We start from the raw sequence: 14,582 nt of genomic DNA on the forward strand, positions 1-14,582 counted from the left end.
TGCAGCAATCCGATATGCTTGGTTTTTGTGCATGCCTGAAGTAACAAAATTGGCTTTGCCGCTCGATGTCGGCGGCGTGACGATCCGCAACCGCGTGTTCCTTGCGCCGATGTCGGGAATAACGGACGAGCCGTTCCGGCAGCGCGCCTACGCGCATGGCGCAGGCCTGGTCGTGTCGGAAATGGTGGCGAGCGGCGAGCTTGCCAAGGGCAGGGCTGGCTGCGACCTGCGCATCCGTCATTCCGGGCTGCCTGTCCATATGGTTCAGCTTGCCGGCCGCGAGGCTGTGAACATGGCCGAGGGGGCGCGCATCGCTGCCGGCGAGGGCGCCGACATCATCGACATCAATATGGGCTGCCCGGCCAAGAAGGTGACCGGAGGCTATGCCGGTTCGGCGCTGATGCGCGATCTCGACCACGCGCTGTCGTTGATCGAGGCGGTGGTCGGCGCGGTGCAGCTGCCGGTCACGGTCAAGATGCGGCTCGGCTGGGACGAGAATGCGCTGAACGCGCCCACTCTGGCGCGCCGTGCTGAAGAGACCGGCGTCAAAATGGTGACGGTGCACGGCCGCACGCGCTGCCAGTTCTATCAAGGCAAGGCCGATTGGGGTGCGATCGCCCGAATCAAGGACGCCGTTTCGATCCCAGTCGTCGCCAATGGCGATGTCGGCTCGCCGGAAGAGGCTGCCGAAATCCTCGAACAGTCGGGCGCCGATGCGGTGATGATCGGCCGTGCGCATTACGGCGCGCCGTGGACGGCGGGTCGCATCGCGGCGACGGCTGCGGGCGAGGCGACCTCCGGCGTGCCGGAAAGCCCGCAAGCCATGGCCGACTACATGGCCGCCCATTACGAGGATATGCTGACGCTCTACGGCGTTGAAAGCGGCTTGCGCCAGGCGCGCAAGCATCTCGGCTGGTATCTCGACCGCCACGCCGCCGGCGTCACTGACGACCGGCGCAAAGCCATCCTCACCTCGTTCGAGCCTGCCCGCGTCATTGCCCTGCTGCGTGAGGTGTTTTCCGGCGAAGGCGAAGCCGCGCCCCTGCGGAGTGCCGCATGAACGCGCCTGCTGCACCGGGCACCGAGATGGCGGACGCCGCCCATATCGTGCTCAATACCATCCGCCGACCGGTGATCATGGTCGATCCGGACGGGTTCATCACCTACGCCAATGCCGACGCGGAGGACTTCTTCCGCTCCAGCGCGACCATGCTGGCGCGCAACACGCTGTCCAAGCTCATCCCGTTCGGCAGCCCGCTGTTACAACTGGTCGACCAGGTGCGCGAACGCCGCGCGCCGGTCAATGAATACCGTGTCGACGTGTCGTCGCCACGTCTCGGCATCGAGAAGGTTGTCGATCTCTACGTTGCCCCGGTGCCGGAATTCCCGGGCTCGATCGTGGTGATGTTCCAGGAGCGCTCGATGGCCGACAAGATCGACCGGCAGATGACGCATCGGGGTGCTGCACGTTCGGTCACCGGCCTTGCCGCCATGCTGGCGCACGAGATCAAGAATCCGCTGTCGGGCATACGCGGTGCGGCGCAGTTGCTCGAACTGTCGGCTTCCGACGAGGATCGCGCGCTGACCCGGCTCATCACCGACGAGACCGACCGCATCGTGTCGCTGGTCGACCGCATGGAGGTGTTTTCCGACGAGCGGCCGATCGACCGCTACCCCGTCAACATCCATGTCGTGCTGGACCATGTGAAGGCGATCGCCAAGAACGGTTTTGCCAAAAGAATCAGGATATTGGAGGACTATGATCCATCATTGCCTCCGGTTTTTGCCAACCGCGATCAACTGATCCAGGTGTTTCTCAACCTGGTCAAGAACGCTGCCGAGGCCATCGGCGGCGACCCGCAAGGCGAGATCGTGCTGTCGACCGCGTTCAGGCCCGGCATCCGTGTTTCCGTCCCGGGCACGCAGGACCGTGTGTCGCTGCCGCTGGAATTCTGCGTGCGCGACAATGGGTCGGGTGTTTCGGAAGACATCCTGCCGATCCTGTTCGACCCGTTCATCACCACCAAGCCGAACGGCTCGGGGCTCGGCCTGGCGCTTGTGGCGAAAATCGTCGGCGAGCATGGCGGCATCATCGAATGCGATTCGACGCCGCGCGGCACCACCTTCCGCATCCTGATGCCGGCCTGGAAAGAAGCACCGAACGACACTGCAGATGAAGGCGAAGGAGACCGCAAATGACGGTTCGCGGCAATATTCTCGTCGCCGACGACGATGCGGCCATCCGCACCGTGCTCAACCAGGCGCTGTCGCGCGTCGGCCATGAGGTGCGCGTCACCTCCAACGCCTCGACGTTATGGCGCTGGGTGGCGGCGGGCGAGGGCGATCTGGTCATCACCGACGTGGTCATGCCGGACGAAAACGCCTTCGACATGCTGCCGCGCATCAAGAAGGCGCGACCGGAACTTCCGGTCATCGTGATGAGCGCGCAGAACACCTTCATGACCGCGATTCGAGCTTCCGAAACAGGAGCTTACGAGTACCTGCCGAAGCCGTTCGACCTGACCGAGCTGCTCAGCATCGTCAACCGGGCGCTGTCCGAGCCGCGGCGGCCGAAAATCGATACGCGGCCGGACGAACAGCCTGACGCCATGCCGTTGGTCGGCCGCTCGGCCGCCATGCAGGACATCTACCGCATGCTGGCGCGTATGATGCAGACCGATTTGACGGTCATGATCTCGGGCGAGTCCGGCACCGGCAAGGAACTGGTGGCGCGCGCCCTGCATGAATACGGCCGTCGCCGCGGCGGTCCGTTCGTCGCCATCAACATGGCGGCGATCCCGCGCGATTTGATCGAATCGGAACTGTTCGGTCACGAGAAGGGCGCCTTCACCGGCGCGCAGAACCGCTCGACCGGCCGTTTCGAGCAGGCCGAGGGCGGCACGCTGTTCCTCGACGAGATCGGCGACATGCCGATGGAGGCGCAGACGCGGCTGCTGCGCGTGCTGCAGCAGGGCGAATACACCACGGTCGGCGGGCGTACGCCGATCAAGACGGACGTGCGCATCGTCGCCGCCACCAACAAGGATCTGCGCACGCTGATCAACCAGGGGCTTTTCCGCGAGGATCTGTTCTATCGCCTGAACGTCGTGCCGCTGCGGCTGCCGGGCTTGCGTGAGAGGTCGGAAGACATTCCCGATCTGGTGCGGCATTTCTTCAAGATCGGCGCCAGCGAAGGCTTGCAGACCAAGCGCATTTCGACCGGCGGCATCGAATTGATGAAGCGCTATCCCTGGCCGGGCAATGTGCGCGAATTGGAAAACCTGGTGCGCCGGCTTGCCGCGCTCTACTCGCAGGACGAAATATCCGCCGAGATCATCGAAGCCGAGCTGAAGACAGGCGAAAGGCCGGTCGTTCCCGGCGGCGGCAACCTGATCCCGGACGATCTGTCCATCGGCCAGGCGGTGGAGCACTTCCTGCAGCGCTATTTTGCCTCTTTCGCCGGCGAATTGCCGCCGGCCGGCCTCTATCAGCGCATCCTGTCCGAGGTCGAATATCCGTTGGTGCTGGCTTCCATGACGGCAACGCGCGGCAACCAGATCAAGGCGGCCGAATTGCTGGGTTTGAACCGCAACACGCTGCGCAAGAAGATTCGCGAACTCGGGGTCAACGTCTACAAATCGTCGAGATCGTGAGCGCCTACCGCTCGAAGTGACGCGTGGTCATCCCCTTTTCAGGGGATCGGCTGCCGAAAGTTTCCCTCGCGGCCACACTTGTTGCATAATCGCCACAATGCGTTGCATACATCCGACGCAATCACTGGCTCTTAGACGGCGACATGGCTTCGCAGGCTCTTACATCAAACGAACCGCTTTTCAGCAGACCCGGCGGAAGGGATGGACGCCGGCTGCTTGCGCTGCCCGGCGTTGTCGCAATCGCCGGTGCGCTGGTTACGGCGGCAATCTCATTTGCGATCCTCGTCGGCGCGACGCCGATCACACCGGACGCAACCACGACGCTGACGCTGATTGCGGTCAACGCCGTGTTCGTGCTTGCGCTGATCGCCCTGGTTGGCCGCGAGGTGCATCGCATCGTCATGGCGCGCCGGCACGGCAAGGCGGCATCGCGGCTGCATGTGCGCATCGTGGCGATGTTTGCGCTGGTCGCCGCCATCCCCGCCATCATGGTGGCCATCATTGCCTCGATCACGCTCGATATTGGCCTCGACCGCTGGTTCGAGATCCGCACCAAGACGATCGTCAACTCGTCGCTGTCGATCGCCGATGCCTATGTGCAGGAAAATGCTCGCAATCTTCAGGGCACGACGCTGTCGATGGCCTACGATCTCGACGCGTCACGCACGCTTTACGGCCTCGATCGAACCGGCTTTCTCGACCTGATGAACAAGGAAGCCGTGGGCAGGACCCTGGCGCACGCGGCGCTGATCAAGCCGGATGGCTCCTTCGTCATGAGCGCCAAGACCGACACCAATTTCGCCATGCCGGAGCCGCCGGAAGGGGCCGTGGCGAGTGCGGCCGACGGCAAACCGGTGCTGATCGAGCCGAAGACGCGCAACATCATGGGCGCCATCGTCAAATTGCGGGAGATCGAAGGCCTCTACCTCTACACCATTCGCCTCGTCGATCCCGAGGTGATCAAGGCGCGGCAGATCGTCCAGTCCAACACCGCGGAATATCGCGGCCTGGAAGCGAACAGGCGGACCTCGCAGGTGGCGTTCGCGCTGCCCTATCTGTCGCTGACGCTGATCATCATCCTGTCGGCCATCTGGACCGGTATAGCGGTGGCAGATCGCCTGGTGCGGCCCATCCGCCAGCTCATCGGTGCCGCGGACGAGGTTGCCACCGGCAATCTCGACGTCGCCGTGCCAGTGCGGCCTTCCGACGGTGACGTCGCCTCGCTTGGCGATACGTTCAACAAGATGCTGCTGGAGCTGAAATCGCAGCGCAACGAGATCCTGTCGGCCAAGGATTTGATCGACGAGCGGCGGCGTTTCTCGGAAGCGGTGCTGGCCGGCGTCACCGCCGGCGTCATCGGCGTCGATCCCTATGGCATCGTCACCATCGTCAACAAGTCGGCCGAAACGATGTTGGCCATATCGGCCACGGCAGCGCTCGGGCAGAACCTGTCGGCCGTGCTGCCGCATGTCGGCCGCGTCTTCGAGATCGGCCGCAAATCCGGCAAGCCGGTCTATCGCGAGCAGGTCACCTTCTACCGCACCGGCGCCGAGCGCACCTTCAACGTGCAGATTACCATCGAGGCCGGCGATGACGGCTCGGAGGAGAAATCCTACGTGGTGACGGTCGACGACATCACCGATCTGGTCCAGGCGCAGCGCTCCTCGGCCTGGGCGGACGTGGCACGGCGCATTGCGCATGAAATCAAGAACCCGTTGACGCCAATCCAGCTCTCGGCCGAGCGCATCAAGCGCCGTTTCGGCAAGGTCATCACCGAGGACCGCGAGATTTTCGATCAGTGCACCGACACCATCATCCGGCAGGTCGAGGACATCGGCCGCATGGTCGACGAATTCTCCGCTTTCGCCCGCATGCCGAAGCCCGAGATGAAGGCCATCGATCTGCGCGAATCATTGCGCGAGGCCTCGTTCCTGGTCGAGGTGAGCCGTGCCGACATCGCTTTCGAACGCGTCTTCGGCAACGAGCCGCTCAAGGGCACTTTCGACAGCCGGCTGATGGCGCAAGCTTTCGGCAACGTCATCAAGAACGCCGCCGAAGCGATTGACGGACTGGAACAAAAAGACGGTTCGCACGGCATAATCCGGATTCAAGCTGCCCGGCAGAATGGCGCGATCAGAATCGACGTCATCGACAATGGCAAAGGCCTGCCGCGCGAGAATCGCCAAAGGCTGCTCGAGCCCTATATGACGACGCGCGAGAAGGGCACTGGGCTCGGCCTCGCCATCGTCAAGAAGATCGTGGAGGACCATGGCGGGCGGCTCGAACTGCACGATGCGCCTGCGGACTTCCACGGTGGACGCGGCGCGATGATCTCGATCATCCTGCCACCCGCTGCCGCAACCGCGCCGCCACGCGGTCAAGGCGAAACTGAACTCGAACGAGAAACTGAAAAGGTCGGTAATGGCGTCTGATATTCTCATCGTCGATGACGAGGAAGACATCCGTGAACTCGTCGCGGGCATACTGAGCGACGAGGGGCATGAAACCCGCACGGCATTCGATGCCGACAGTGCGCTGGCGGCAATCGCCGACCGGGCGCCGCGGCTGATTTTCCTCGACATCTGGCTGCAGGGCTCGCGCCTGGACGGGCTGGCGCTGCTCGACGAGATCAAGACGATGCATCCGAGCCTGCCGGTGGTGATGATCTCCGGCCACGGCAATATCGAGACGGCAGTGTCGGCCATCCGCCGCGGCGCCTATGATTTCATAGAGAAGCCATTCAAGGCCGACCGCCTGATCCTGATTGCCGAGCGGGCGCTCGAAACCTCCAAACTGCGGCGCGAGGTCTCCGACCTCAAGCAGCGCAGCGGCGAGACCTTCGATCTGATCGGCATGTCGTCGGCGATGAGCCAGTTGCGCCAGACCATCGAGCGCGTCGCGCCGACCAACAGCCGCGTCATGATCATCGGTCCGTCCGGTTCGGGTAAGGAGCTCGCCGCGCGCGCCATCCATACGCTGTCGGCGCGCAAGGGCGCGCCGTTCGTGACGCTGAGTGCGGCCAACATCACGCCCGAACGCATGGAGATCGAGCTGTTCGGCACCGAATCCAACGGCACCGAGCGCAAGGTCGGCGCGCTGGAGGAGGCCCACCGCGGCATTCTCTACATCGATGAAGTCGCCGACATGCCGCGCGAGACGCAAAACAAGATCCTGCGCGTGCTGGTCGAGCAGCAGTTTGAGCGGGTCGGCGGCACCAAGCGGGTCAAGGTCGATGTGCGCATCATTTCCTCGACCTCGCAGAACCTGGAAGCGATGATCGCCGACGGTCGTTTTCGCGAGGATCTCTATCACCGTCTGGCGGTGGTTCCGGTCACGGTGCCGGGCCTGGCCGAGCGGCGTGAGGACATTCCCTATCTCGTCGACAATTTCATGAAGCAGATTGCGCGTCAGGCCGGCATCAAGCCGCGCCGAATCGGCGACGACGCGCTTGCCGTGCTGCAGGCGCACAACTGGCCGGGCAATGTCCGCCAGCTGCGCAACAATGTCGAACGGCTGATGATCCTGGCGCGCGGCGACGATGTCGATTCACCGATCACCGCCGACCTGTTGCCATCCGAGATCGGCGATGTCATGCCGCGTACGCCGAACCAGTCCGACCAGCACATCATGGCGCTGCCGCTGCGCGAAGCCCGCGAACAGTTCGAGAAGGACTATCTGATCGCCCAGATCAACCGGTTCGGCGGCAACATCTCGAAGACGGCGGAATTCATCGGCATGGAGCGCTCCGCGCTGCACCGCAAGCTGAAGTCGCTGGGGGTCTGATCCCCATTGTTGTTGGGCCAGCACGCTCTGGCCTATGCAATTGCCGGTTACGGCAGCGGCGGAATCGCCTAAAAATACCGGGACTTTTCTGAGGGATCACTGAATGCCGCGCATTGCCTATGTGAACGGGCGCTATGTCGCCCATGCCGACGCTGCCGTGCATATCGAGGATCGCGGCTACCAATTCGCCGACGGCGTCTACGAGGTCTGCGAGGTGGCTCAAGGCTTTATCGTCGACATGCCGCGCCATCTTGCACGGCTGAACCGCTCGCTCAGCGAACTGTCGATCGACTGGCCGGTTACCAAGGGCGTGCTGCCGCTTCTCCTGCGCGAAGTCGTGCGGCGCAATCAGGTCGTCAACGGCCTGGTCTATGTCCAGGTGACGCGCGGTGTTGCCAGCCGCGACTTCGTTTTCCCGGCCGATACACTGTCGTCGCTGGTCATTACGGCCAGAAAAGCCGACCCGGCGGCAGCCGCAAAGCGGGCTGAGACCGGCATCAAGGTCATCACCGTGCCGGAAAACCGCTGGGACAGAGTCGACATCAAGAGCACCGGCCTGCTGCCCAATGTGCTGGCCAAGCAGAAGGCCAAGGAGGCCGGCGCGCAGGAAGCCTGGTTCGTCGATACAGAAGGCAACGTCAAGGAAGGCGGCTCGTCGAATGCCTGGATCGTGACCCGGGACGGCGTTCTGGTGACCCGGCCGGCCGAGCACGGCATCCTGCGCGGCATCACCCGCACCACCATGTTCGAGGTGGCGGCCAAGCTCGGTTTGAAGATCGAGGAGCGGGGTTTTTCGGTCGCCGAGGCCAAGGCGGCGCGCGAAGCTTTCATCAGTTCGGCAACGACAATCGCCATGCCGGTGGTGGCAATCGACGGCGCCGCGGTCGCCAATGGCCATCCCGGCTCAATAACACTTTCATTGCGGCAAGCCTTTTTTGACGTTGCGGAAAAAAGTCCAGCCTGATAACCGCACAGACGGACTGCACATCAATATATCTCGTTCTGGTTGTCGTTACTGACGGCAAGGGGGTGTTTGCAAGCTTGACACGTGCCCGCTAATTTGGCGCATTGGCCTGCAAACCGAAGGGGATCGGCGAAAGACAAGAACAATGGCGGAACGATCGCAAAACCTTCAGGACCTGTTCCTGAATTCTGTTCGCAAGAGCAAAAATCCACTCACCATCTTTCTCATCAACGGCGTCAAGCTGACCGGCGTGGTCACTTCCTTCGACAATTTCTGTGTTCTGCTGCGCCGCGACGGCCACTCCCAGCTCGTCTACAAGCATGCCATTTCCACGATCATGCCGAGCCAGCCGGTTCAGATGTTCGATGGCGAGGAAAGCCAGGGCGCCTGATTGGCACGTGAGAAAGACGCGGGCCGCAGCGTCCGCGGGAAACCAGCGCATCGCCCCGGGACGGAAGCCAATGGTCCGACCCGGGCGGTTGTCATTGTGCCGGTGCTTACCCGGCACCAGCGCAGCGATGACGAAACAAACCGTCCACGGCTGACGCGTTCGGCGGACGCGCGCCACGACGAAGCGGTCGGCCTTGCCCGCGCCATCAACCTCGATCTGATCCACACGGCGGTGGTGACCGTCAACGACCCGCGCCCGGCAACCTTGCTCGGCAGCGGCAAGGTCGCAGAGTTCGCCGAGATCGTCAAAGAGGGTCACGCGGAGGTGGTCATCGTCGACCATCCGCTGACGCCGGTGCAGCAGCGCAATCTCGAGAAGGAATTCAACGCCAAGGTGCTGGACCGCACCGGGTTGATCCTAGAGATTTTTGGCGAACGCGCGCGGACCAAGGAAGGCACGCTGCAGGTCGAGCTTGCCCATCTCAACTACCAGAAGGGCCGCCTGGTGCGGAGCTGGACCCACCTTGAACGCCAGCGCGGTGGCGCCGGCTTCCTCGGCGGCCCCGGCGAAACCCAGATCGAGTCGGACCGGCGGCAGTTGCAGGAAAAGATCATCAAGCTCAAGCATGAGCTGGAAACGGTGCGCCGCACCCGCGACCTGCACCGCGCCAAGCGCAAGAAGGTGCCGTTCCCGGTGGTGGCGATCGTCGGCTACACCAATGCCGGCAAGTCGACGCTGTTCAACCGGCTGACCGGAGCCGACGTGCTGGCCGAAGACATGCTGTTTGCCACGCTCGACCCGACGCTGCGCCGCGTGCGGCTGCCGCACGGCACGCCGATCATCCTGTCGGACACGGTCGGCTTCATTTCCGACCTGCCGACGCATCTGGTCGCCGCCTTCCGCGCCACGCTGGAAGAGGTGGTCGAGGCGGACCTGGTCATCCATCTGCGCGATATCTCCGATCCGGACACAGCCGCGCAAGCCGAGGATGTCGAACGCATCCTGGCCGATCTCGGCGTCGACGCCGGCGATACCAAGCGTGTCGTCGAGGTGTGGAACAAGGTCGACCTGCTCGACGACGGCAACCGTGAGCGCCTGCTTGCCGATGGCGCCGACAGCAACAAGGCGCCGCCGATCGCCATCTCGGCCATCACCGGTGAGGGCATCGATGCGCTGAAGGCGCTGACCGAGACCAGGATGTCGGGCGAACTGGAAGCGCTGACGGTGACGGTCGAGCCGGCGCAATTCGGCCTCGTCGACTGGCTCTACCGCAATGGCGATATCGTCTCGCGGGTAGACAATGAGGATGGCAGCGCGACCATCGCGCTCAAGGCCACGCACACAGCCCGGCAAGAGATCGAAAGCCGATTGCACCGCAAAAACAGAGCGTAAGCCTGCTTACGTCTTGCCCTTGGCCTGCTGCCAGAGCGCTTCCATCTCATCCAGCGTGGCCTTTTCCAGCGTGCTTCCCGACGCATCGATCGCGCGCTCGACATAGTGGAAGCGCGAGCGGAATTTTTCATTGGTGCCGCTGAGGGCAGCTTCGGAATCTAGCTTGAGGTGACGGCCCAGATTGACTACGGCAAACAGCATGTCGCCGAATTCGTCCTTGATCTCGGCCGTTTCGCCCTTGGCCAGCGCCTCGCGCAACTCGCCGATCTCTTCCTCGATCTTGTCGAGGATGGGGGTCGCCTCGCTCCAGTCGAAGCCGACCCGGGCTGCCTTCTCCTGCAGTTTCAGGGCCCGGGTTAGGGCGGGCAGGGCGACCGGCACGCTGTCCAGAAACCCCTTGCCATTGTCTTCCGGGTCGAGGCCGCGGGCGAGCCGGGCGCTTCGCTTTTCAGCCTTCTCCTCAGCCTTGATCTTTTCCCACATGCCCTTGGCCATGCCGGCGCTGCGCGCCTCCTCGTCGCCGAAGACATGCGGATGGCGGCGGATCATCTTGGTGGTGATGGCCTCAACCACATCGCCGAAGGCGAAGTCGCCCGTCTCCTGCGCCATCTGCGCGTGGTAGACCACCTGCAGCAGGAGATCGCCGAGTTCATCGCGCAGATCGTCGAGGTCGCCGCGCGCTATGGCGTCGGCGACTTCGTAGGCCTCCTCGATCGTATAGGGCGCGATGGTCGAGAAATCCTGCTCGATGTCCCAGGGACAGCCGGTCTTCGGCGCCCGCAGCGCGGCCATGATCTCGATCAGTCGGGAGATGTCTTTGGATGGCGTCATGCGGCGAATGCTATCCCGCTCCCCGTCGCTCGGCCAACGCTGTCAGCCGGTAGCCTAGCCTTGTCCACAGCCGAGCCGTATCAGTCGAGCACCGAGACAACCGCCTTGGCGAGATCGTCCATACCGTCCTCGGGCAGGCCGGCGACGTTGATTCGGCTGTCGCCAACCATGTAGACGCCGTACTCGGCCCGCAGCCGTTCGACCTGCGCCTCGGTGAGGCCAAGCCTTGAAAACATGCCGCGATGGCTGGCAATGAAATCGAAGCGGTCGGAATTGGATTGCCGGCGCAGTGCTTCGGCGAACTGGACGCGCAGTCTCAGCATGCGCAGCCGCATTTCCTCGAGCTCCGCCTCCCAATCGGCGCGAAGGCCATCGTCTTCCAGCACCATGCGCACGGCCGCCGCGCCATGGTCCGGCGGCATCGAATACATGGCACGCGCCGCCGCCAGCATCTGGCTCATCGCCACATCGGCCTCGGCACTGTTCCTGGCCAGGATCATCGCCGCGCCGACGCGGTCACGGTAGACGGCAAAGTTCTTCGAGCAGCTCGAGGCAACGACCATTTCCGGCACCTTCGAGGCCAGCAGGCGCAGACCGGCGGCATCGGCATCGAGGCCCTCGCCAAAGCCCTGATAGGCAATGTCGACAAAGGGCAACAGCCCGCGCTCGACGACGAGGTCGGTGACCTTGGCCCATTGCGCGGCGTCGAGATTGGCGCCGGTCGGGTTGTGACAGCAGCCGTGCAGCAGCACGATGTCGCCGGCCTCGGCTGTACCCAGCGCCGCCAGCATGTCGTCGAAACGCACCGCCCCGGAAGCCGCATCGAAATACGGATAGTCGCGCACCTTGAGGCCGGCGCCGCGCATCACCGGCGGGTGGTTCGGCCAGGTCGGGTCCGACAGCCAGACGGTCGCGTCGGAGCGGGTCCGCTTCAAAAGCTCGGCCACCAGCCGTAGCGCGCCGGAGCCGCCCGGCGCCTGCGCCGCGCGAATGCGCGTCATGTCGGCTGCGGGGCCGAAGGCCAGCTTGACCATCGCCGTGTTGAAGCCGGTGTCGCCGGGAAGACCGAGATAGGTCTTGGTGTCCTGGCCCTGCAACAGCCGCTTCTCGGCCTCGCGCAAAGCGCGCATGACCGGCGTCTTGCCGTCGCGGTCCTTGTAGACGCCGACGCCGAGGTCGATCTTGCCGGGGCGCGGATCAGCGCGATAGAGGCCGATCAGGGCGATGATCTTATCGGCGGGAGCAGGCTGCAGTGTTTCGAACATGGAGAGCGTTTCCGGTGGCGGCGGATTGATACGCAAATCGGGCGGGCTTCGCCAGCGCTTTCCTATGCACCAGACCGGAAAGCCGGGTGAGGACCATCGTCGGCGCCTGAATCGCGCCTACACGTTCCTGTCACATGGGCGTAGTTTGAATAGCTTAGCCGGGACGGACAAAGCGTTGCGGCGAAAGGACAATGATGAGCCAGCAAGACAAATTCGATCTCGCCATTGTCGGCGCCGGCATTGTCGGTCTAGCGCATGCGCTCGCTGCCGTCCGCCGCGGCCTTTCCGTCGTCGTCATCGACCGTGACGCGCAGGCCAACGGCGCCTCGGTGCGCAATTTCGGCTTCGTCACGGTGAGCGGCCAGGAACGCGGCCAGGTGTGGCGGCGTGCCATGCGCTCGCGCGACATCTGGCTGGAAGTGGCCGGGCCGGCCGGCATCGACATCCTCCAGCGCGGCACGATTGTCGTCGCGCGTCGTCCCGAGGCGCGCAGCGTCGTCGAAGCGTTCCTGCAGACCGAAATGGGCGAGGGATGTTCGCTGCTCGAACCGGACGATTTGCGCCGCCAATACCCACAGCTTGCCGGGCAGGACTTTGCCGGCGCCCTGTGGAGCCCGCACGAGGTACGTGTCGAATCGCGTGAGGCAATTCCGCGCCTTGCTGCATTCCTCGCCGAACAGCACGGCGTCGAGTTCCGGCGCGAGACGGCAGTGCGCGCCATCGAGCCGCCAGCCATCGAGACAAGCCGCGGCACAGTTCGCGCGGACAAGGTGATTGTCTGCCCCGGCGACGATCTGGCAACGCTCTATCCCGAGCGTATTGCGCTCTACGGCGTCCGGCGCTGCAAATTGCAGATGATGCGCCTTGCCGATCCCGGCTTCCGGATTCCATCTCCGGTGATGTCGGATCTCGGGCTTGCGCGCTATTCCGGCTTCGGCGCCCTGCCTGAAGCCACGGCCTTGCGGCGCCGGCTCGAGAGCGATCAGCGCCACGCGCTGGACAATGGCGTGCACCTGATCGTCGTGCAGAGCGCCGACGGCACTTTGGTGGTCGGCGATTCGCACCATTACGCGGCGACGCCCGACCCGTTCGCCTCGGAGCGGGTCGACGAAATCATCCTGGAAGAGTTCAGCGCTGTCTTCGGCGGTACGCCGCCGCGGGTGCTGGAACGCTGGACCGGCATCTATGCCTCGGCCGCCGACCAAACGATGTTTGCCGACTGTCCACAGGAGAATGTGCGCATGGTGATGATCACCAGCGGCACCGGCGCCTCGACGTCGTTCGCCATCGCCGAAGAGGTGATCGACGAACTCTTCGGTTCAACCACTGCAGACGCCAGAAAGATCGCCTGATGACCCCCCAGCACCTGCTTCGCGCCGTCGTTTTCGACTGGGCCGGCACCGTTGTCGATCATGGCTCGCTGGCGCCGATGGGCGTCTTCGTCGAATCGTTCCAGGAATTCGGCGTTGCCATCAGTATCGAGGGAGGCGCGCGGACCGATGGGCATGGCCAAGCGCCCGCACATTGCCACGCTGATGGCGCTGCCGAGGATCTCGGCCGCCTGGGCCAAACAGCAAGGGCATGCGCCGACCGAGGCCGACATCGACGCCGTCTACGACGTCTTCGTGCCGAAAAACCGGGCGGTCGCGGCTCGCTTTTCCGATGTCATTCCCGGCGTCGCCGACGTGGTCGCCACGCTGCGCGCGCACGGCCTCAAGATCGGCTCGACCACCGGCTACACACGCGACATAATGGCCGAGATCCTGCCGGGGGCGGCCGCGCACGGTTTTGCGCCGGATTGCCTGGTTTGCACCGGCGATACGCCGGACGGCAGGCCGACGCCGTTCATGCTGTGGAAGGCGCTGACCGAACTCGGCGTCTATCCCCCATGGCTCAGCGTCAAGGTCGACGACACCGAGGTCGGCATTGCCGAAGGCATCAACGCCGGAGCCTGGACAGTCGGCGTGTCGGTCACCGGCAACGTCTTCGGCCACACACTGGCGGAAACGCAGGCAATGGCGCCGGAAGTTTTCCGCACCAAGCGCGCCGAAGCCTCGGCCAGGCTCAGTGCCGCAGGCGCACACTATGTCGTAAACGGGGTTGCCGATCTGCTGCCGGTCATTGCGGTAATCGAGGGCAGGCTTCGGCGCGGCGAACGGCCCTGACGGAGCAGCCGCCAAGCAGTCAATCCGTCGCCAGCAGGCGGACGTCGGGAGATGGGCGTTGCGAGGCCGGACTTTGGCACCCATGCGACCAACCAAAAGTTTTTTTGCGGCAATGGATTAAAGTTCGCGCCTGTTCCG

General features: G+C 64.0%; 11 protein-coding genes and 1 pseudogene. 10 read left to right on the plus strand and 2 right to left on the minus strand.

Annotated features, from left to right (window positions below):
- Window positions 1-31 precede the first annotated feature (31 nt).
- The 8 genes from dusB (at window position 32) to hflX (ending at window position 10,183) form a co-directional block, all read left to right on the plus strand.
- Complete coding sequence (gene dusB / locus AC1D1N_RS13050) at window positions 32-1,060, plus strand: tRNA dihydrouridine synthase DusB (protein ID WP_477348948.1); 1,029 nt, start codon at window positions 32-34, stop codon at window positions 1,058-1,060.
- Window positions 1,057-2,199 (plus strand): two-component system sensor histidine kinase NtrB, encoded by a 1,143-nt coding sequence (locus AC1D1N_RS13055; protein ID WP_112561770.1) that lies wholly within the window; start codon window positions 1,057-1,059, stop codon window positions 2,197-2,199. Before dusB ends, AC1D1N_RS13055 begins: the two co-directional genes overlap by 4 nt.
- A complete protein-coding gene (ntrC, locus tag AC1D1N_RS13060) occupies window positions 2,196-3,653 on the plus strand; it encodes a nitrogen regulation protein NR(I) (RefSeq protein ID WP_112561769.1) in 1,458 nt (485 codons plus the stop codon). Before AC1D1N_RS13055 ends, ntrC begins: the two co-directional genes overlap by 4 nt.
- A 143-nt stretch (window positions 3,654-3,796) precedes the next feature.
- On the plus strand, window positions 3,797-6,085 hold the full coding sequence (locus AC1D1N_RS13065) for a sensor histidine kinase NtrY-like (RefSeq protein ID WP_477348952.1): 2,289 nt from the start codon (window positions 3,797-3,799) through the stop codon (window positions 6,083-6,085).
- Window positions 6,075-7,436, plus strand: coding sequence for a nitrogen assimilation response regulator NtrX (gene ntrX, locus AC1D1N_RS13070; RefSeq protein WP_477348954.1), 1,362 nt, complete (start codon window positions 6,075-6,077; stop codon window positions 7,434-7,436). Before AC1D1N_RS13065 ends, ntrX begins: the two co-directional genes overlap by 11 nt.
- 103 nt (window positions 7,437-7,539) lie before the next feature.
- Window positions 7,540-8,400 carry a D-amino-acid transaminase gene (locus AC1D1N_RS13075; protein ID WP_477344355.1) on the plus strand — a complete coding sequence of 287 codons (861 nt, stop codon included), beginning with the start codon at window positions 7,540-7,542 and terminating at the stop codon, window positions 8,398-8,400.
- 145 nt (window positions 8,401-8,545) lie between these two features.
- A complete protein-coding gene (gene hfq / locus AC1D1N_RS13080) occupies window positions 8,546-8,791 on the plus strand; it encodes an RNA chaperone Hfq (protein ID WP_006202172.1) in 246 nt (81 codons plus the stop codon).
- Window positions 8,792-10,183: a GTPase HflX gene (gene hflX, locus AC1D1N_RS13085; RefSeq protein ID WP_477348956.1), complete on the plus strand. Its 1,392-nt coding sequence runs from the start codon at window positions 8,792-8,794 to the stop codon at window positions 10,181-10,183.
- Window positions 10,184-10,189: 6 nt separating this feature from the next.
- On the opposite strand, the gene mazG is transcribed toward hflX, so the two are convergent.
- Together mazG and AC1D1N_RS13095 are read right to left on the minus strand one after the other, a co-directional pair.
- Window positions 10,190-11,014, minus strand: a complete 825-nt coding sequence (gene mazG / locus AC1D1N_RS13090) for a nucleoside triphosphate pyrophosphohydrolase (protein WP_112561764.1) — start codon at window positions 11,012-11,014, stop codon at window positions 10,190-10,192.
- A gap of 80 nt (window positions 11,015-11,094) precedes the next feature.
- A complete protein-coding gene (locus AC1D1N_RS13095) occupies window positions 11,095-12,279 on the minus strand; it encodes an amino acid aminotransferase (RefSeq protein ID WP_477348959.1) in 1,185 nt (394 codons plus the stop codon).
- A gap of 191 nt (window positions 12,280-12,470) precedes the next feature.
- Here AC1D1N_RS13095 and AC1D1N_RS13100 point away from each other — a divergent pair, with 191 nt between their 5' ends.
- Window positions 12,471-13,631: a TIGR03364 family FAD-dependent oxidoreductase gene (locus AC1D1N_RS13100; protein WP_477348961.1), complete on the plus strand. Its 1,161-nt coding sequence runs from the start codon at window positions 12,471-12,473 to the stop codon at window positions 13,629-13,631.
- A pseudogene (gene phnX, locus AC1D1N_RS13105) lies at window positions 13,631-14,444 on the plus strand (phosphonoacetaldehyde hydrolase). The gene AC1D1N_RS13100 and the pseudogene phnX overlap by 1 nt, the downstream one beginning before the upstream one ends.
- Window positions 14,445-14,582 lie beyond the last annotated feature (138 nt).

Source organism: Mesorhizobium sp. P2_B5, from assembly GCF_056404775.1.

Bases quoted from the DNA above. Each gene is read 5' to 3' on its own strand.
- AC1D1N_RS13075 (WP_477344355.1), top strand. From the start codon at position 7,540: ATGCCGCGCATTGCCTATGTGAACGGGCGCTATGTCGCCCATGCCGAC.
- mazG (WP_112561764.1), bottom strand. From the start codon at position 11,014: ATGACGCCATCCAAAGACATCTCCCGACTGATCGAGATCATGGCCGCG.
- ntrC (WP_112561769.1), top strand. From the start codon at position 2,196: ATGACGGTTCGCGGCAATATTCTCGTCGCCGACGACGATGCGGCCATC.
- AC1D1N_RS13055 (WP_112561770.1), top strand. From the start codon at position 1,057: ATGAACGCGCCTGCTGCACCGGGCACCGAGATGGCGGACGCCGCCCAT.
- hfq (WP_006202172.1), top strand. From the start codon at position 8,546: ATGGCGGAACGATCGCAAAACCTTCAGGACCTGTTCCTGAATTCTGTT.
- dusB (WP_477348948.1), top strand. From the start codon at position 32: ATGCCTGAAGTAACAAAATTGGCTTTGCCGCTCGATGTCGGCGGCGTG.
- AC1D1N_RS13095 (WP_477348959.1), bottom strand. From the start codon at position 12,279: ATGTTCGAAACACTGCAGCCTGCTCCCGCCGATAAGATCATCGCCCTG.
- AC1D1N_RS13100 (WP_477348961.1), top strand. From the start codon at position 12,471: ATGATGAGCCAGCAAGACAAATTCGATCTCGCCATTGTCGGCGCCGGC.
- AC1D1N_RS13065 (WP_477348952.1), top strand. From the start codon at position 3,797: ATGGCTTCGCAGGCTCTTACATCAAACGAACCGCTTTTCAGCAGACCC.
- ntrX (WP_477348954.1), top strand. From the start codon at position 6,075: ATGGCGTCTGATATTCTCATCGTCGATGACGAGGAAGACATCCGTGAA.